Annotated in this window: 18 protein-coding genes and 1 tRNA gene; all 19 read left to right on the top strand. The window is 63.9% G+C overall.

Going from position 1 to position 17,193, the window contains the following annotated elements; all coding sequences use genetic code 11:
• Positions 1 to 33 precede the first annotated feature (33 nt).
• The 19 genes from secG to X946_RS11270 all read left to right on the top strand — a co-directional run bounded on the left by secG (position 34) and on the right by X946_RS11270 (position 17,143).
• Positions 34 to 411, top strand: coding sequence for a preprotein translocase subunit SecG (secG, locus tag X946_RS11360; RefSeq protein WP_038747374.1), 378 nt, complete (start codon positions 34 to 36; stop codon positions 409 to 411).
• Between the two features lie 107 nt (positions 412 to 518).
• A tRNA-Leu gene (locus tag X946_RS11355) sits at positions 519 to 603 on the top strand.
• 155 nt (positions 604 to 758) lie between these two features.
• Positions 759 to 1,118 (top strand): NADH-quinone oxidoreductase subunit A, encoded by a 360-nt coding sequence (locus X946_RS11350; protein ID WP_004186624.1) that lies wholly within the window; start codon positions 759 to 761, stop codon positions 1,116 to 1,118.
• Between the two features lie 62 nt (positions 1,119 to 1,180).
• Complete coding sequence (locus tag X946_RS11345; RefSeq protein ID WP_004186402.1) at positions 1,181 to 1,660, top strand: NuoB/complex I 20 kDa subunit family protein; 480 nt, start codon at positions 1,181 to 1,183, stop codon at positions 1,658 to 1,660.
• Between the two features lie 20 nt (positions 1,661 to 1,680).
• The gene (locus tag X946_RS11340) at positions 1,681 to 2,283 is read left to right on the top strand and encodes an NADH-quinone oxidoreductase subunit C (RefSeq protein ID WP_038747263.1); all 603 of its coding nucleotides are present in this window, start codon (positions 1,681 to 1,683) and stop codon (positions 2,281 to 2,283) included.
• A gap of 9 nt (positions 2,284 to 2,292) precedes the next feature.
• A complete protein-coding gene (locus X946_RS11335; RefSeq protein ID WP_038747262.1) occupies positions 2,293 to 3,546 on the top strand; it encodes an NADH-quinone oxidoreductase subunit D in 1,254 nt (417 codons plus the stop codon).
• Between the two features lie 168 nt (positions 3,547 to 3,714).
• The gene (nuoE, locus tag X946_RS11330; RefSeq protein ID WP_038747259.1) at positions 3,715 to 4,200 is read left to right on the top strand and encodes an NADH-quinone oxidoreductase subunit NuoE; all 486 of its coding nucleotides are present in this window, start codon (positions 3,715 to 3,717) and stop codon (positions 4,198 to 4,200) included.
• The gene (gene nuoF, locus X946_RS11325; protein WP_038747256.1) at positions 4,197 to 5,507 is read left to right on the top strand and encodes an NADH-quinone oxidoreductase subunit NuoF; all 1,311 of its coding nucleotides are present in this window, start codon (positions 4,197 to 4,199) and stop codon (positions 5,505 to 5,507) included. Before nuoE ends, nuoF begins: the two co-directional genes overlap by 4 nt.
• A gap of 82 nt (positions 5,508 to 5,589) precedes the next feature.
• Positions 5,590 to 7,920, top strand: a complete 2,331-nt coding sequence (gene nuoG, locus X946_RS11320) for an NADH-quinone oxidoreductase subunit NuoG (RefSeq protein ID WP_038747253.1) — start codon at positions 5,590 to 5,592, stop codon at positions 7,918 to 7,920.
• Positions 7,921 to 8,985 (top strand): NADH-quinone oxidoreductase subunit NuoH, encoded by a 1,065-nt coding sequence (nuoH, locus tag X946_RS11315; RefSeq protein WP_038747250.1) that lies wholly within the window; start codon positions 7,921 to 7,923, stop codon positions 8,983 to 8,985. It begins immediately after the preceding gene.
• A 15-nt stretch (positions 8,986 to 9,000) separates the two neighbouring features.
• Positions 9,001 to 9,489 carry an NADH-quinone oxidoreductase subunit NuoI gene (nuoI, locus tag X946_RS11310; RefSeq protein WP_038747248.1) on the top strand — a complete coding sequence of 163 codons (489 nt, stop codon included), beginning with the start codon at positions 9,001 to 9,003 and terminating at the stop codon, positions 9,487 to 9,489.
• A 109-nt stretch (positions 9,490 to 9,598) separates the two neighbouring features.
• On the top strand, positions 9,599 to 10,255 hold the full coding sequence (locus tag X946_RS11305) for an NADH-quinone oxidoreductase subunit J (protein WP_038747247.1): 657 nt from the start codon (positions 9,599 to 9,601) through the stop codon (positions 10,253 to 10,255).
• Between the two features lie 17 nt (positions 10,256 to 10,272).
• Positions 10,273 to 10,578, top strand: a complete 306-nt coding sequence (gene nuoK, locus X946_RS11300) for an NADH-quinone oxidoreductase subunit NuoK (protein ID WP_004185739.1) — start codon at positions 10,273 to 10,275, stop codon at positions 10,576 to 10,578.
• 17 nt (positions 10,579 to 10,595) lie between these two features.
• Positions 10,596 to 12,644, top strand: coding sequence for an NADH-quinone oxidoreductase subunit L (gene nuoL, locus X946_RS11295; protein ID WP_038747245.1), 2,049 nt, complete (start codon positions 10,596 to 10,598; stop codon positions 12,642 to 12,644).
• A 14-nt stretch (positions 12,645 to 12,658) separates the two neighbouring features.
• Positions 12,659 to 14,149 carry an NADH-quinone oxidoreductase subunit M gene (locus tag X946_RS11290; RefSeq protein ID WP_038747244.1) on the top strand — a complete coding sequence of 497 codons (1,491 nt, stop codon included), beginning with the start codon at positions 12,659 to 12,661 and terminating at the stop codon, positions 14,147 to 14,149.
• Positions 14,150 to 14,188: 39 nt separating this feature from the next.
• Complete coding sequence (gene nuoN / locus X946_RS11285) at positions 14,189 to 15,646, top strand: NADH-quinone oxidoreductase subunit NuoN (RefSeq protein WP_038747242.1); 1,458 nt, start codon at positions 14,189 to 14,191, stop codon at positions 15,644 to 15,646.
• On the top strand, positions 15,646 to 15,951 hold the full coding sequence (locus X946_RS11280) for a DUF2818 family protein (RefSeq protein ID WP_038747240.1): 306 nt from the start codon (positions 15,646 to 15,648) through the stop codon (positions 15,949 to 15,951). The genes nuoN and X946_RS11280 overlap by 1 nt, the downstream gene beginning before the upstream one ends.
• A 36-nt stretch (positions 15,952 to 15,987) precedes the next feature.
• The gene (locus tag X946_RS11275) at positions 15,988 to 16,578 is read left to right on the top strand and encodes an NUDIX domain-containing protein (protein WP_038747238.1); all 591 of its coding nucleotides are present in this window, start codon (positions 15,988 to 15,990) and stop codon (positions 16,576 to 16,578) included.
• A 142-nt stretch (positions 16,579 to 16,720) separates the two neighbouring features.
• Complete coding sequence (locus X946_RS11270) at positions 16,721 to 17,143, top strand: DUF1178 family protein (RefSeq protein WP_038747235.1); 423 nt, start codon at positions 16,721 to 16,723, stop codon at positions 17,141 to 17,143.
• Positions 17,144 to 17,193 lie beyond the last annotated feature (50 nt).

The raw sequence follows: 17,193 nt of genomic DNA, 5'->3' as shown, positions 1-17,193 counted from the left end.
GCCGATTGCTTGAAACCAAACAGGTGAATGTATATGCCGTACTTGAAAGTCTTGATTATCGTGGTCCAACTGCTGTCCGCGCTCGGCGTGATCGGCCTCGTGCTGCTGCAGCATGGCAAGGGCGCGGATATGGGTGCCGCGTTCGGCAGCGGGGCGTCGGGCAGTCTCTTTGGTGCGACGGGCTCGGCGAACTTCCTGTCGCGCACGACGGCCGTTCTGGCGACGATCTTCTTCGTCGCGACGCTCGCGCTGACGTACCTCGGCTCGTACAAGTCGGCGCCGTCGGTCGGTGTGCTCGGTGCGGCTCCCGCGCCCGCGGCGTCGTCGGTTGCGGCATCGCAGGCGCCCGCGGCATCCGCGCCGGCCGCCGTGTCGGCCGCGTCCGCGCCTGGTCAGGACGTGCCGAAATAAATTCAAAAAATTCGCGCTTGTGCGTTGAACAATTTGAGGAAGCGGGTTAGAATTTAAATCTTGAAGCGATTCGCGGGATACAAAGTTCTTCCCGGGTTGCATGCAGTGCCGACGTGGTGAAATTGGTAGACACGCTATCTTGAGGGGGTAGTGGCGAAAGCTGTGCGAGTTCGAGTCTCGCCGTCGGCACCAAAGTTACTCAATGCCAGCCGCTTCGTGTGGCTGGCATTTTTCATTTCTGGGCTACCCTTGCGCTCGGCTTGGGTTCTCCGGTAGTCCGAAATGATCCTTTCCCCGGAACGGTGTTATTCTCCGGAACGCTCGGAACCAACCAATAGAGGATAGCCTTGAACCTCGCAGCCTATTACCCCGTCTTGTTGTTCCTCCTGGTGGGCACTGGTTTAGGTATAGCGCTGGTCAGCATCGGCAAGATCCTCGGTCCCAACAAGCCCGACAGCGAGAAGAACGCGCCCTACGAGTGCGGCTTCGAGGCGTTCGAGGACGCGCGCATGAAGTTCGACGTGCGCTACTACCTCGTTGCGATTCTGTTCATCATCTTCGATCTCGAAACCGCGTTCCTGTTTCCGTGGGGCGTTGCCCTGCGCGAGATCGGCTGGCCCGGTTTCATCGCAATGATGATTTTCCTGCTCGAATTCCTGCTCGGCTTTGCCTATATCTGGAAGAAGGGCGGCCTCGACTGGGAGTGACGGGCTAATCGCCGGTTTGCATGGGCGGCCACGCGTCGCCGCCTGTCTGGAGTGGAAAGCAAATGAGTATCGAAGGGGTCTTGAAGGAAGGGTTTGTCACCACGACGGCTGACAAACTGATCAACTGGACGCGTACCGGCTCGCTGTGGCCGATGACGTTCGGGCTCGCGTGCTGCGCAGTGGAAATGATGCATGCGGGCGCCGCCCGCTACGACCTCGACCGGTTCGGCGTCGTGTTTCGTCCGAGCCCGCGTCAATCCGACGTGATGATCGTCGCGGGTACGCTCTGCAACAAGATGGCGCCCGCGCTGCGTCGCGTCTACGACCAGATGGCCGAGCCGCGCTGGGTGATCTCGATGGGGTCGTGCGCGAACGGCGGCGGCTACTACCACTACTCGTATTCGGTGGTGCGCGGCTGCGATCGGATCGTGCCCGTCGACGTCTACGTGCCGGGCTGTCCGCCGACCGCCGAGGCGCTCGTCTACGGTGTGATCCAGCTGCAGGCGAAGATCCGCCGCACGAGCACCATCGCCCGTCAATAAAGCATCGAGCACCCCACAACATGGCAAGCAAAATCGAGACCCTCAAGGCGAACCTCGAAGCCGCGCTCGGCGCGCGCGTGGTGAGCCTCGTAGAAGCGGTTGGCGAGCTCACGCTCGTCGTGAAGGCGAACGATTATTTCGAAGTCGCGAAGCAGCTGCGCGACGATCGCTCGCTCGGCTTCGAGCAACTGATCGACCTCTGCGGCGTCGACTATCAAACCTACGGCGACGGGGCCTACGAAGGGCTGCGTTTTGCCGCCGTCCTGCACCTGCTGTCGGTCGCGAACAACTGGCGCCTGCGCGTGCGCGTGTTCGCGCCCGACGACGATCTGCCGATCGTGTCGTCGGTCGTCGATGTCTGGAGTTCGGCGAACTGGTACGAGCGCGAAGCGTTCGACCTCTACGGCATCGTGTTCGAAGGCCACCCGGACTTGCGCCGCATCCTCACCGACTACGGCTTCATCGGTCACCCGTTCCGCAAGGATTTCCCGGTTTCCGGCTACGTCGAAATGCGTTACGACCCGGAAGAGAAGCGCGTCGTGTACCAGCCGGTGACGATCGAGCCGCGCGAAATCACACCGCGCGTGATCCGCGAGGATCGCTATGGCGGTCTGAAACATTGAGAGGGCGTCATGGCTGAAATCAAGAACTACACGCTCAACTTCGGTCCGCAACACCCGGCGGCGCACGGCGTGCTGCGCCTCGTGCTCGAGCTCGACGGCGAAGTGATCCAGCGCGCCGATCCGCACATCGGCCTGTTGCATCGGGCGACCGAGAAGCTTGCCGAAAACAAGACGTTCATCCAGTCCGTGCCGTACATGGATCGTCTCGACTACGTGTCGATGATGGTGAACGAACACGGCTACGTGCTCGCGATCGAGAAGCTGCTCGGCATCGACGTGCCGGAGCGCGCGCAGTACATTCGCGTGCTGTTCGACGAAATCACGCGCGTGCTGAACCACCTGATGTGGATCGGCGCGCACGCGCTCGACGTGGGCGCGATGGCGGTATTCCTCTATGCGTTCCGCGAGCGCGAAGATCTGATGGACGTGTACGAGGCCGTGTCCGGCGCGCGCATGCACGCCGCGTACTATCGCCCGGGCGGCGTCTATCGCGATCTGCCGGACGCGATGCCGCAGTACAAGGCGTCGAAGATCCGCAACGAGAAGGCGCTCGCGAGGATGAACGAAGCGCGCCAGGGCTCGGTGCTCGACTTCATCGACGACTTCTTCACGCGCTTCCCGAAGTGCGTCGACGAATACGAAACGCTCCTGACCGACAACCGGATCTGGAAGCAGCGTCTCGTCGGCATCGGCGTCGTGACGCCGGAACGTGCGCTGCAGCTCGGCCTGACGGGTCCGATGATCCGCGGCTCCGGCATTGCATGGGATCTGCGCAAGAAGCAGCCGTATGAAGTGTACGACCGCCTCGACTTCGATATCCCGGTCGGCGTGAACGGCGATTGCTACGACCGTTATCTCGTGCGTGTCGAGGAAATGCGCCAGTCGACGCGTATCGCGAAACAGTGTATTGAGTGGCTTCGTAAGAATCCCGGTCCAGTGATCACCGACAATCACAAGATCGCGCCGCCGTCGCGTGTCGGCATGAAGACGAACATGGAGGATCTGATCCACCATTTCAAGCTCTTCACGGAAGGTTTTCACGTGCCCGAAGGCGAGACGTATGCGGCCGTCGAGCACCCGAAGGGCGAGTTCGGCATCTATCTCGTGTCGGACGGCGCAAACAAGCCGTATCGCCTCAAGATCCGTGCACCGGGCTACGCCCATCTGTCCGCGCTCGACGAAATGGCGCGCGGGCACATGATCGCCGACGCCGTCACGATCATCGGTACGCAGGACATCGTGTTCGGCGAAGTCGACCGCTGACGGTCGCGCCGCTCGCGGGCCCGGCCGGGCCGCGCGCGGCGAGTCACACGCGGCGCGCGCCTCGGGCTCGCCGTCGCAACAAGCTGTCAACAGTGAGCGCCAGGTCTGCCGCATCGGTCATGCGGCAGGTTGTTCGTGCGGTAGGAATTGAAAGAGTCGTGTCTGAAAATGATCTCAGCTGAAGGCCTGAAAGAAATCGATCGAGCGATCGCGAAGTACCCCGCCGATCAGAAACAGTCCGCTGTGATGTCGGCGTTGGCCGTCGCTCAGGAAGAGCATGGCTGGCTGTCGTCCGAACTGATGCAGTTCGTCGCGGACTATCTCGGCATGCCGGCCATTGCGGTCCAGGAAGTCGCGACGTTCTACACGATGTACGAGCTCGCGCCCGTCGGCAAGCACAAGATCACGCTCTGCACGAACCTGCCGTGCCAGCTCGGGCCGCACGGCGGCGCCGAAGCGACGGCCGACTATCTGAAGCAGAAGCTCGGCATCGATTTCGGCGAGACGACGCCTGACGGCAAGTTCACGCTGAAGGAAGGCGAGTGCTTCGGCGCGTGCGGCGATGCGCCGGTGCTGCTGCTCAACAACCACAAAATGTGCAGCTTCATGAGCCGCGAGAAGATCGACCAGCTGCTTGAGGAGCTCTCGAAATGACGTCCCTCCACGATCGTCACATCAAACCGCTGATCCTCGCCGGCCTCGACGGCGAGAACTGGCATCTCGAAGACTACGTCGCGCGCGGCGGCTACAAGCAGCTGCGCCGCATCCTCGAAGAAAAGATTCCGCCCGAGCAGGTGATTGCCGACGTGAAGGCGTCGGGGCTGCGCGGCCGCGGCGGCGCGGGTTTCCCGACCGGCCTGAAGTGGAGCTTCATGCCGCGTCAGTTCCCGGGCCAGAAGTATCTCGTCTGCAATTCGGACGAAGGCGAGCCGGGCACGTTCAAGGATCGCGACATCCTGCGCTGGAATCCGCACGCGCTGATCGAAGGCATGGCCATCGGCGCATACGCGATGGGCATCACCGTCGGCTACAACTACATCCACGGCGAGATCTTCGAAGTGTATCGGCGCTTCGAAGCGGCGCTCGAGGAAGCGCGCCGCGCGGGCTTCCTCGGCGAGAAGATCATGGGCTCGGATTTCTCGTTCCAGCTGCACGCGCACCATGGTTACGGCGCGTACATCTGCGGCGAGGAAACCGCGCTCCTCGAATCGCTCGAAGGCAAGAAGGGCCAGCCGCGCTTCAAGCCGCCGTTCCCGGCGAGCTTCGGCGTCTATGGCAAGCCGACCACGATCAACAACACCGAGACGTTCGCCGCGGTGCCGTTCCTGCTCGCAGTCGGTCCGCAGAATTATCTCGAGATGGGCAAGCCGAACAACGGCGGCACGAAGATCTTCTCGGTATCGGGCGACGTCGAGCGTCCGGGCAACTATGAAGTGCCGCTCGGCACGCCGTTCGCGACGCTGATGGAGCTCGCGGGCGGCATGCGCGGCGGCAAGAAGATCAAGGCGGTGATTCCGGGCGGCTCGTCGGCGCCGGTGATTCCGGGCGACATCATGATGCAGACCGATCTGGACTACGACTCGATCGCGAAGGCGGGCTCGATGCTCGGCTCCGGCGCGGTGATCGTGATGGACGAGACGCGCTGCATGGTGCGTTCGCTCCTGCGCCTGTCGTACTTCTATTACGAAGAGTCGTGCGGCCAGTGCACGCCGTGCCGCGAAGGCACGGGCTGGCTGTACCGCGTCGTGAACCGCATCGAGCACGGCGAAGGCCGCCAGGAAGACCTGGATCTGCTGAACTCGGTCGCGGAGAACATCATGGGCCGCACGATCTGCGCGCTCGGCGACGCGGCGGCGATGCCGGTGCGCGGGATGCTCAAGCACTACTGGGACGAGTTCGCGTACCACGTCGAGCATAAGCGCTGCATGGTCGGCGGCCACGCGCACGCGGCCGCGGCCTGACGGCGCAACCCGATTGCAGAATTCGAGCGCCCGGTCGAGCGGACGCGGGCGAGCGGTAATAGGTTAAGGACCATTCACCATCATGGTTGAACTTGAAATAGACGGCAAGAAGGTCGAGGTGCCCGAAGGCAGCATGGTGATCCAGGCTGCGCACAAGGCGGACACGTACATTCCTCACTTCTGCTATCACAAGAAGCTGTCGGTTGCGGCCAACTGCCGGATGTGTCTCGTCGAAGTCGAGAAGATGCCGAAGGCCGTGCCCGCGTGCGCGACGCCCGTCTCGGCCGGCATGATCGTCCATACGCAATCCGACAAGGCCGTGAAGGCGCAGCAGTCGGTGATGGAGTTCCTGCTCATCAACCATCCGCTCGACTGCCCGATCTGCGATCAGGGCGGCGAATGCCAGCTGCAGGATCTCGCGGTCGGCTACGGCAAGTCGACGTCGCGTTATGCGGAAGAAAAGCGCGTCGTGTTCCACAAGGACGTCGGCCCGCTCATCTCGATGGAAGAGATGTCGCGCTGCATCCATTGCACGCGCTGCGTGCGCTTCGGCCAGGAAATCGCCGGCGTGATGGAGTTCGGCATGCTGGGCCGCGGCGAGCATTCGGAAATCACGACGTTCGTCGGCAAGACGGTCGACTCCGAGCTGTCGGGCAACATGATCGACCTGTGCCCGGTCGGCGCGCTGACGAGCAAGCCGTTCCGCTACAGCGCCCGCACGTGGGAGCTGTCGCGCCGCAAATCGGTGAGCCCGCACGATTCCGTCGGCGCGAACCTCGTCGTGCAAGTGAAGAACAACCGCGTGATGCGCGTGCTGCCGTTCGAGAACGAAGCCGTCAACGAGTGCTGGATCTCGGACAAGGACCGCTTCTCGTACGAAAGCCTGAACAGCGACGAGCGCCTGACCAAGCCGATGATCAAGCAGGGCGGCGAGTGGCGCGAAGTCGACTGGCAGACCGCGCTCGAATACGTCGCGCGCGGCCTGAAGGGCATCAGCGACGACCACGGCGCGTCCGCGCTCGCCACGCTCGCGAGCCCGCACAGCACGGTCGAGGAACTGTTCCTGCTCAAGCAGCTCGCGCACGAGCTGAAGACGCCGAACGTCGACTTCCGTCTGCGTCAGACCGATTTCTCCGCGGCCGCGCAAGGCGCGCCGTGGCTCGGCATGCCGATCGCCGATCTGTCGGATGTCGATGCCGCGCTCGTCGTCGGCTCGTTCCTGCGTCGCGATCATCCGCTCTTCGCGGCGCGTCTGCGCCAGGCGGCGAAGAGCGGCGCGAAGCTGCACCTGCTGCACGCGACGGGCGACGACGCGCTGATCCCCACCGCGCAACGCATCGTCGCCGCGCCGTCGGCATGGCTCGACACGCTTGCGGGCATCGCGGCCGCCGTCGCGCAGGCGCGCGGCGTCGCGCTGCCGGACGCGCTCGCGGGCGTCGACGCGTCGGCCGCGGCGCAAGCGGTCGCGCAATCGCTCGTCAACGGCGAGCGCCGCGTCGTGCTGCTTGGCAACAGCGCGGTCCAGCATCCGCAATTCGCGCAGATCCACGCGATCGCGCAGTGGATCGCGGACAACACGGGCGCGACGCTCGGCTTCCTGACGGAAGCGGCGAACACGGTCGGCGCGCACCTCGTCGGCGCGCTGCCGGGCGCGAACGGCCTGAACGCGCGCGACGCGTTCGCGCAGCCGCGCAAGGGCTACGTGCTCCTGAACGTCGAACCCGAATTCGACACCGCCGATCCGGCGCAGGCGATCGCCGCGCTGAAGCAGGCGGAGACGGTCGTCGTGCTGTCGCCGTTCAAGTACGGCCTCGATTACGCGGACGTGCTGCTGCCGATCGCGCCGTTCACCGAGACGGCCGGCACGTACGTGAACGCGGAGGGCCGCGCGCAGTCGTTCAACGGCGTCGTGCGTCCGCTCGGCGACACGCGCCCCGCGTGGAAGGTGCTGCGCGTGCTCGGCAGCCTGCTCGGCCTGCCGAACTTCGAATACGAGACGTCGGAAGAAGTGCGCCTCGCCGCGCTCGGCGACGGCGAGATCGCGCCGCGCCTGTCGAACAAGACCGCGGCGGCGCCGGCGCGCGCGGCCGCGAAGGCGGCCAACGGGGGCCTCGAGCGCCTCGCCGACGTGCCGATCTATCATGCCGACGCGCTGTCGCGCCGCGCGGGCGCGCTGCACCTGACGGCCGCCGCGAAGACGGCGCACAAGGTGGGCCTGCCCGCCGCGCTGTTCGACAAGCTCGGTCTGAAGAACGGCGACGCGGTGCGCGTGCGCCAGGGCGATCGCACGGTGCAGTTGCCGGCCGTGCGCGACGAGAATCTTGCGGAAGCCGTCGTTCGCGTGTCGGCGGCCACGCCTGCCGGCGCAGCGCTCGGCAGCCTGTCCGGTGAACTGGTGGTGGAGAAGGCGTAAATGAGCTTGTTCGATACGATCAACTCGGGCGGAGCCCAGCTTCTCGGCGTCGCATGGCCGACGGTGTGGGCGCTCGTGCGCATCCTCGTCGTCGCCGTCGCGATCCTGCTGAGCGTCGCGTACCTGATTCTGTGGGAGCGCAAGCTGATCGGCTGGATGCACGTGCGTCTCGGTCCGAACCGCGTCGGCCCTGCGGGCCTCTTGCAGCCGATCGCCGACGTGCTGAAGCTGCTGCTGAAGGAAGTGATTCATCCGACGGCCGCGAGCCGTTGGCTGTATCTGATCGCGCCCGTCATGACGGTCGTGCCGGCGTTCGCCGTGTGGGCGGTGATCCCGTTCCAGGCGGGCGCGGTGCTCGCGAACGTCAACGCGGGGCTGCTGTACGCGATGGCGATCTCGTCGATCGGCGTCTACGCGGTGATTCTCGCCGGCTGGGCGTCGAACTCGAAGTACGCGTTCCTCGGCGCGATGCGCGCGGCCGCGCAGATGGTGTCGTACGAAATCTCGATGGGCTTCGCGCTCGTGCTCGTGCTGATGACGGCGGGCAGCCTGAACCTGTCGGAGATCGTCGGCTCGCAGCAACACGGCTTCTTCGCGGGCCACGGCGTCAACTTCCTGTCGTGGAACTGGCTGCCGCTGCTGCCCGTCTTCGTCATCTATTTCATCTCGGGCATCGCCGAGACGAACCGCCACCCGTTCGACGTGGTGGAAGGCGAGTCGGAAATCGTCGCGGGTCACATGATCGACTACTCGGGGATGGCGTTCGCGCTGTTCTTCCTCGCCGAGTACATCAACATGATCGTGATCTCGGCGCTTGCGGCGACGCTGTTCCTCGGCGGCTGGGATGCGCCGTTCGAATTCCTGTCGTTCATTCCGGGCATCTTCTGGCTGGTGCTGAAAGTCTTCGCGCTGCTGTCGGTGTTCATTTGGGCCCGTGCGACGTTCCCGCGCTACCGCTACGACCAGATCATGCGCCTCGGCTGGAAGGTATTCCTGCCGGTCTGCGTGATCTGGGTGATCGTGGTCGGTTTCTGGATGATGTCGCCGCTGAATATCTGGAAATAAGGGGCGGACGAAATCATGACGGCAATCCAACATTTTTTTAAGACCTTCTTCCTGACCGAGCTGCTGAAGGGACTCGCGCTGACGGGGCGCTACACGTTCAAGCGCAAGTTCACCGTGCAGTTCCCCGAGGAGAAGACGCCGATTTCGCCGCGCTTTCGCGGGCTGCATGCGCTGCGGCGCTACGAGAACGGCGAGGAGCGGTGCATCGCGTGCAAGCTGTGCGAAGCGGTGTGCCCGGCCATGGCGATCACGATCGAATCGGAGACGCGCGCGGACAACACCCGCCGCACGACGCGCTACGACATCGACCTGACGAAGTGCATCTTCTGCGGTTTCTGCGAGGAGAGCTGCCCGGTCGATTCGATCGTCGAGACGCAGATCCTCGAATACCACGGCGAGAAGCGCGGCGATCTGTACTTCACGAAGGAAATGCTGCTCGCGGTGGGTGATCGCTACGAGAAGGAGATCGCGGCCGCGAAGGCCGCCGATGCGCGGTATCGCTAATCCGATGCGCCGGCCCGGGAGCGGGCCGGCAAGCTGCGGCGAAGCCGCGGCACGCCCGGCGGTGCCAGCCAACCGCGCCTGACAATGGCCTAATGATGAACCGGTAATCATGGACTTCACGACCGTACTCTTCTACATCTTCTCGCTGCTCCTCGTGGTGTCGGGGCTGAAGGTGATCACTTCGCGCAACCCGGTGGCGTCTGCGCTCTTCCTCGTGCTCGCGTTCTTCAACGCGGCCGCGATCTGGATGCTGCTCGAGGCCGAGTTCCTCGCGATCCTGCTGGTGCTCGTCTACGTGGGCGCGGTGATGGTGCTGTTCCTCTTCGTCGTGATGATGCTCGACATCAACGTCGACGTGCTGCGCCGAGACTTCAAGCGCTTCGTGCCGATGGCGACCGTGATCGGCGCGATCATCGTCGTCGAGACGGCGCTGATCCTCTGGCGCGGCTACGGCGCGACGGCCTCGCCCGTGCGCGACATGGCCGCGGGCGCGCTCGCCGGCATGCCGAACACGAAGCTGATCGGCAAGGTCATCTACACCGACTACATCTTCGCGTTCGAAATCGCGGGGCTCGTGCTGCTCGTCGCGATCATCGCCGCAGTCGCGCTGACCGCGCAGAAGGGCAAGGACAGCAAGCGCCAGCGCGTGTCCGAGCAGGTGAAGGTGCGCCGCGAGGATCGCGTGCGCCTCGTGAAGATGCAAGCCGACAAGCCGCAGCCGGAAACCGCCGCGAGCGACGCCGCGTCGGGCGGGAACAACGGCTAAGCGGAGGAGAAGAATCTATGTTGACCTTGGCTCATTACCTCGTGCTCGGCGCGATCCTGTTCGCGATCGCGATCGTCGGGATTTTCCTGAACCGCCGCAACATCATCATCATCCTGATGGCGATCGAACTGATGCTGCTCGCGGTGAACACCAACTTCGTCGCGTTCTCGCACTACCTGGGCGACGTGCACGGCCAGATCTTCGTGTTCTTCGTGCTGACCGTCGCCGCAGCGGAAGCCGCGATCGGCCTCGCGATTCTGGTGACTCTGTTCCGTAAGCTCGACACGATCAATGTCGAGGATCTCGATCAGCTCAAAGGTTAATTTCAGGCAACGCTGTTATGTCAACGACACTCAATGAAAACCTGCTGCTGGCGATTCCGCTCGCTCCGCTGGCCGGCTCGCTGATTGCGGGGCTGTTCGGCAACGCGGTGGGCCGCAAAGGCGCGCACCGCGTGACGATTCTCGGCGTCGCGATCTCGTTCATCCTTTCCGCGATGGTGTTCTTCCAGGTGCTGGACGGCGCGAGCTACAACGCGACCGTCTACGAATGGATGAACGTCGGCTCGCTGAAGCTCGAGGTAGGCTTCCTCGTCGACACGCTGACCGCGATGATGATGGTGGTCGTCACGTTCGTGTCGCTGATGGTGCACGTCTACACGATCGGCTACATGTCGGAAGAGGACGGCTATCAGCGCTTCTTCTCGTACATTTCGCTCTTCACGTTCTCGATGCTGATGCTCGTGATGAGCAACAACTTCCTGCAGCTGTTCTTCGGCTGGGAAGCGGTGGGGCTCGTGTCGTACCTGCTGATCGGCTTCTACTTCACGCGTGAGAGCGCGATCTACGCGAACATGAAGGCGTTCCTCGTGAACCGCGTCGGCGACTTCGGCTTTTTGCTCGGCATCGGCCTCATCCTCGCGTACGCGGGCTCGATGAACTACGGCGAAGTGTTCGCGAAGCGCGCGGAACTCGCGGCGCTGCATTTTCCGGGCACCCAGTGGGGCCTGCTGACCGTCGCGTGCATTTGCCTCTTCATCGGCGCGATGGGTAAATCCGCGCAGTTCCCGCTGCACGTGTGGCTGCCCGACTCGATGGAAGGCCCGACGCCGATCTCCGCGCTGATTCACGCGGCGACGATGGTGACGGCCGGCATCTTCATGGTCACGCGCATGTCGCCGCTCTTCGAGCTGTCCGACGCCGCGCTGTCGTTCATCACGGTGATCGGCGCGATCACGGCGCTCTTCATGGGCTTCCTCGGCATCGTCCAGAACGACATCAAGCGCGTCGTCGCTTACTCGACGCTGTCGCAGCTCGGCTACATGACGGTCGCGCTCGGCGTGTCCGCGTACCCGGTCGCCGTGTTCCACCTGATGACGCACGCGTTCTTCAAGGCGCTCCTGTTCCTCGGCGCGGGCTCGGTGATCATCGGCATGCACCACGATCAGGACATGCGCAACATGGGCGGCCTGCGCAAATACATGCCGATCACGTGGATCACGTCGCTCGTCGGCTCGCTCGCGCTGATCGGCACGCCGTTCTTCTCGGGCTTCTACTCGAAGGACTCGATCATCGACGCGGTGAAGCTGTCGCACCTGCCGGGCTCGGGCTTCGCGTATTTCGCGGTCGTCGCGAGCGTGTTCGTCACCGCGCTGTATTCGTTCCGGATGTACTTCCTCGTCTTCCACGGCGAAGAGCGCTTCCGTCATCCGAAGGAATTCGGCAACAACCACGGCGCCGAATCGGCCGCGCATCACGGCCATGATGATGACCATGGTCACGGCCACGCGCACGAACCGCACGAAACGCCTTGGGTTGTCTGGCTGCCGCTCGTGCTGCTCGCGATTCCGTCGGTCGTCATCGGTGCGATCGCGATCGGCCCGATGCTGTACGGCGACTTCTTCCAGCACGGCGTCGCGTTCGACAAGGTGATCTTCATCGGCCAGAACCACCCGGCGCTCGCCGAGATGGCGGAGGAGTTCCACGGCTGGGCGGCGCTCGGTCTGCATTCGATCTCGTCGCTGCCGCTCTGGTTCGCGCTCGCGGGCGTCGTCGTCGCGTGGTTCCTGTACCTGAAGCGCCCGGATCTGCCGGCCGCGATCCGTCGCGCGTTCGGTCCGATCTACACGCTGCTCGACAACAAGTACTACATGGACAAGATCAACGAGGTCGTGTTCGCGAAGGGTTCGGTCGCGATCGGCCGCGGTCTGTGGAAGGAAGGCGACGTCGTGGTGATCGACGGCCTCGTCAACGGCAGCGCGCGCTTCATCGGCTGGTTCGCCGGCGTGATCCGCTTCCTCCAATCCGGTTACATCTATCACTACGCGTTCGCCATGATCATCGGCATGCTGGGGCTCCTGACCCTGTTTGTAACGCTTGGCGGCAAATAAGGCGGGGACGACTAATGCACTCTTTTCCGATTCTCAGTACCGCGATCTGGTTGCCGATCGTCTTCGGCCTCATCGTGCTCGCGGTCGGCTCCGACAAGAATCCGGGCGCGGCGCGCTGGATCGCGCTGATCGGCTCGCTCGCCGGCCTCGCCGTCACGATCCCGCTGATCACGGGCTTCGACTCGAGCACCGCCGCGCTGCAGTTCGTCGAGCAAACGAGCTGGATCGAACGTTTCAACATCACGTATCACCTGGGCGTCGACGGCATCTCGATGTGGTTCGTCGTGCTGACCGCGCTCATCACGGTGATCGTCGTGATCGCCGGCTGGGAGGTGATCACCGAGCACGTGTCGCAGTATCTCGCCGCGTTCCTGATCCTCTCGGGGATCATGATCGGCGTGTTCTCGTCGGCTGACGGCCTGCTGTTCTACGTGTTCTTCGAGGCGACGCTGATTCCGATGTACATCATCATCGGCGTGTGGGGCGGCCCGAACCGCGTGTACGCGGCGTTCAAGTTCTTCCTGTACACGCTCGCCGGCTCGCTGCTGATGCTGGTCGCGCTGATCTACCTGTACACGGAAACGCATTCGTTCGACCTGGCTACGTGGCAGAACGCGAAGATCGCGATGACGCCGCAGGTGCTGCTCTTCATCGCGTTCTTCCTCGCGTTCGCGGTGAAGGTGCCGATGTGGCCGGTGCACACCTGGCTGCCGGACGCGCACGTGGAAGCGCCGACGGGCGGCTCGGTCGTGCTGGCCGCGATCATGCTGAAGCTCGGCGCATACGGTTTCCTGCGCTTCTCCCTGCCTATTACGCCGGACGCGAGCCACTTCTTCGCGCCCGTCGTGATCGCGCTGTCGCTGATTGCGGTGATCTACATCGGCCTCGTCGCGATGGTGCAGGCGGACATGAAGAAGCTCGTCGCATATTCGTCGATCGCGCACATGGGCTTCGTCACGCTCGGCTTCTTCATCTTCAACCAGCTTGGCGTCGAAGGCGCGATCGTCCAGATGATCTCGCACGGCTTCGTGTCGGGCGCGATGTTCCTTTGCATCGGCGTGCTGTACGACCGCGTGCATTCGCGCCAGATCGCCGATTACGGCGGCGTCGTCAACGTGATGCCGAAGTTCGCCGCGTTCGCGATGCTGTTCTCGATGGCCAACTGCGGCCTGCCGGGCACGTCGGGTTTCGTCGGCGAGTTCATGGTGATCCTCGCCGCCGTCCAGTTCAATTTCTGGATCGCGTTCGGCGCGGCGTTCACGCTGATTCTCGGTGCGGCGTACACGCTGTGGATGTACAAGCGCGTGTACTTCGGCGCGGTGGCGAACGATCACGTTGCGAAGCTGAAGGACATCAGCCGCCGCGAATTCACGATGCTCGCCGTGCTCGCCGCGTTCACGCTGCTGATGGGCCTTTATCCGAAGCCCTTTACCGACGTGATGCACGTTTCCGTGGAAAACCTCCTCTCCCACGTCGCGCAGTCGAAACTGCCGCTGGCCCAGTAAGCCCGAGCGGAGGATACAAAGATCATGCAAAACGCACCTATGAATGTCCTGTTGCCTGATGCGCTGGTGATGGTCGCCATCGTCGTCGCGTGGCTGAACGACACCTTCGTCGGCGCGGCCGGCCGCCGCCTCACGTATCTGATCGCGGTCGTCGCGTCGGCCGCGGCGGGCGTGTGGTTCGCGCTGCAAGCGCTCGACCCGCAGCAGTACTACTTCTTCTCGCGGATGGTCGTCGTCGATTCGTTCGCGAGCGCGATGAAGGCGGTGGTGTCGATCGGCTTCGCCGTGACGCTCGTCTACTCGCGCAGGTATCTCGAGGATCGCGACCTGTTCCGCGGCGACGTGTTCCTGCTCGGCATGTTCTCGCTGCTCGGCCAGCTCGTGATGATCTCGGGCAACAACTTCCTGACGCTGTACCTCGGCCTCGAGCTGATGTCGCTGTCGCTGTACGCGGTGATCGCGCTGCGCCGCGACGCGGCGCAATCGAGCGAAGCGGCGATGAAGTACTACGTGCTCGGCGCGCTCGCCTCGGGTTTCGTGCTGTACGGGATCTCGATGCTGTACGGCGCGACGGGTTCGCTCGAGCTGAACGAAGTGCTGAAGGCGGTCGCATCGGGCCGCATCAACGACGCGGTGCTGCTGTTCGGCGTGATCTTCATCGTCGCGGGCGTTGCGTTCAAGCTCGGCGCGGTGCCGTTCCACATGTGGGTGCCGGACGTCTACCAGGGCGCGCCGACCGCGATGACGCTCTTTGTCGGCGGCGGCCCGAAGGTCGCGGCGTTCGCGTGGGGCCTGCGCTTCCTCGTGATGGGCCTGTTGCCGCTCGCGGTCGATTGGCAGGAAATGCTCGTGATCCTCGCGGCGCTGTCGCTCATCGTCGGCAACATCACCGGCATCGTCCAGCGCAACATCAAGCGGATGCTCGCGTACTCGGCGATCTCGAACATGGGCTTCGTGCTGCTCGGCCTGCTCGCGGGCGTCGTCAACGGCAATCCGGCGTCGGCGGCGAGCGCGTACAGCTCGGCGATGTTCTACATGATCGTCTACCTCGTGACGACGCTCGGCTCGTTCGGCGTCGTGATGCTGCTCGCCCGTCGCGACTTCGAAGCCGAAACGCTCGACGACTTCAAGGGCCTCAACAAGCGCAGCCCGGTGTTCGCGTTCGTGATGATGGTGATGATGTTCTCGCTCGCCGGCATTCCGCCGGCGGTCGGCTTCTACGCGAAGCTCGCAGTCCTCGAGGCGACGGTCAACGCCGGCCTCACGTGGCTCGCCGTGCTTGCCGTCATCACGTCGCTGTTCGGTGCGTTCTACTATCTGCGCATCGTCAAGCTGATGTACTTCGACGCGCCGCAGGACACGACGCCGATCGCGGGCGACGCGTGCAAGCGCACGATCCTCGTGCTGAACGGCCTCGCCGTCGTCGTGCTCGGCATCGTGCCGGGCCCGCTGATGACGGTCTGCCTGCAGGCGATCAGCCACACGCTGCCGCTGTAATGTCGGCGGCCGGCTGGTTCATCGTGCTGTTGGCGCTCGCCGGCGCCAACTTGCCGTTCCTGAATCAGCGCCTGTTCGCCGTCGTGCCGCTCAAGAGCGGGGCGACGGCGAAAAAGAGCGCATGGCTGCGGATCGGCGAGCTGATCGTGCTGTATTTCGTCGTCGGCGCGCTGGGCTTCTGGCTCGAATCGCGCGCCGGCAACCGCTTCGAACAGGGCTGGCAGTTCTACGCGATCACCTTCAGTCTTTTCGTGGTGTTCGCGTTTCCCGGCTTCACGTTCCAGTATCTCGTCAAACGGCGCTGACGGCGTAGGCCGTCGCGCCCCACTGCGGAGCCGCCGATGGCCGACTTGCCGAATCACGACGCCACCCTCACCGAAACCTGCATCGAAAGCGAAGCCGTCTACGACGGCTCGTTCCTGAAGGTCAGGCGCGATACGGTGCGCCTGCCCGACGGCAAGCATGCGACCCGCGAATACGTGACGCATCCGGGCGCCGTGATGGTCATTCCGCTCTTCGACGACGGCCGTGTGCTGATGGAGAGCCAGTACCGCTATCCGATCGGCAAGGTGATGGCCGAATTTCCGGCGGGCAAGCTCGATCCGGACGAAGGCGCGCTCGCATGCGCGGTTCGCGAGCTGCGCGAGGAAACCGGCTATAGCGCGCGCGAGTACGTGTTCCTCACGCGGATTCATCCGATCATTTCGTATTCGACGGAATTCATCGACGTCTATCTCGCGCGCGGCCTGACGGCGGGCGAGCGCAAGCTCGACGACGGCGAGTTCCTCGAGACGTTCACGGCGACGTTGCCGGATCTGCTCGAATGGGTGCGCACCGGCCGGATCAGCGACGTCAAGACGATCATCGGCACGATGTGGCTGGAGAAGGCGATGTCCGGCGCGTGGCCGCTCGGCGACGCGATCCGGCCATAAAGTCGGGCCGAGCGGGACATTTTGCGAAGGGATACAATCGGTGCGACGGTTCGCTCGATCGCGTCCTTTTTCGGACTGAATTTAGCACGATCGTTCAAAAAATTTCCATTTGCGATACACTGGCAGCACGCCCTGATTCAGCATGAAGGTCCTCGATTTACAGTGCCCGCAAGGCCATCGGTTCGAAGGCTGGTTCGCGTCGGCCGATGAGTTCGAAGCGCAGTTGTCCCGCAAGCTGGTCGAATGTCCGGCTTGCGGTGCGACCGAGGTCAGCCGCATGCCGTCCGCGCCGCGCCTGAATTTGTCGGGTGCGACGCAGGCGCAGCCGGTCGATCCGCGCGAACTGCAGGCGCAGGCGATGCGTGCGCTGCGCGAGGTGCTCGCGAAGACCGAGAACGTGGGCGAGCGCTTCGCCGAGGAAGCGCGGCGCATTCATTACAACGAAGCGCCCGCGCGCAACATTCGCGGCGTGACCACGCCCGAAGACGCGCAAGCCTTGGCCGAAGAGGGCATCGACGTGATGCCGCTGCCGGTTCCCGCCGCGCTGAAAGAGCCTCTGCAGTGATCGATCGCTGATCGCTGCGCGGCCGCAGGCGGCCGCCGGTGCGGTCAGAG

This window comes from Burkholderia sp. ABCPW 111 (assembly GCF_000773065.1).
Classification (GTDB): Bacteria; Pseudomonadota; Gammaproteobacteria; order Burkholderiales; family Burkholderiaceae; genus Burkholderia; species Burkholderia savannae.
The sequence above is the reverse complement of the archived record's forward strand: the minus strand, read 5'-3'. Positions and strand labels throughout refer to the sequence as shown.

Coding starts and splice junctions, on each gene's coding strand:
- secG (WP_038747374.1), top strand. CDS start 34: ATGCCGTACTTGAAAGTCTTGATTATCGTGGTCCAACTGCTGTCCGCG.
- X946_RS11345 (WP_004186402.1), top strand. CDS start 1,181: ATGAGTATCGAAGGGGTCTTGAAGGAAGGGTTTGTCACCACGACGGCT.
- X946_RS11340 (WP_038747263.1), top strand. CDS start 1,681: ATGGCAAGCAAAATCGAGACCCTCAAGGCGAACCTCGAAGCCGCGCTC.
- X946_RS11335 (WP_038747262.1), top strand. CDS start 2,293: ATGGCTGAAATCAAGAACTACACGCTCAACTTCGGTCCGCAACACCCG.
- nuoE (WP_038747259.1), top strand. CDS start 3,715: ATGATCTCAGCTGAAGGCCTGAAAGAAATCGATCGAGCGATCGCGAAG.
- nuoF (WP_038747256.1), top strand. CDS start 4,197: ATGACGTCCCTCCACGATCGTCACATCAAACCGCTGATCCTCGCCGGC.
- nuoG (WP_038747253.1), top strand. CDS start 5,590: ATGGTTGAACTTGAAATAGACGGCAAGAAGGTCGAGGTGCCCGAAGGC.
- nuoH (WP_038747250.1), top strand. CDS start 7,921: ATGAGCTTGTTCGATACGATCAACTCGGGCGGAGCCCAGCTTCTCGGC.
- nuoI (WP_038747248.1), top strand. CDS start 9,001: ATGACGGCAATCCAACATTTTTTTAAGACCTTCTTCCTGACCGAGCTG.
- X946_RS11305 (WP_038747247.1), top strand. CDS start 9,599: ATGGACTTCACGACCGTACTCTTCTACATCTTCTCGCTGCTCCTCGTG.
- nuoK (WP_004185739.1), top strand. CDS start 10,273: ATGTTGACCTTGGCTCATTACCTCGTGCTCGGCGCGATCCTGTTCGCG.
- nuoL (WP_038747245.1), top strand. CDS start 10,596: ATGTCAACGACACTCAATGAAAACCTGCTGCTGGCGATTCCGCTCGCT.
- X946_RS11290 (WP_038747244.1), top strand. CDS start 12,659: ATGCACTCTTTTCCGATTCTCAGTACCGCGATCTGGTTGCCGATCGTC.
- nuoN (WP_038747242.1), top strand. CDS start 14,189: ATGAATGTCCTGTTGCCTGATGCGCTGGTGATGGTCGCCATCGTCGTC.
- X946_RS11280 (WP_038747240.1), top strand. CDS start 15,646: ATGTCGGCGGCCGGCTGGTTCATCGTGCTGTTGGCGCTCGCCGGCGCC.
- X946_RS11275 (WP_038747238.1), top strand. CDS start 15,988: ATGGCCGACTTGCCGAATCACGACGCCACCCTCACCGAAACCTGCATC.
- X946_RS11270 (WP_038747235.1), top strand. CDS start 16,721: ATGAAGGTCCTCGATTTACAGTGCCCGCAAGGCCATCGGTTCGAAGGC.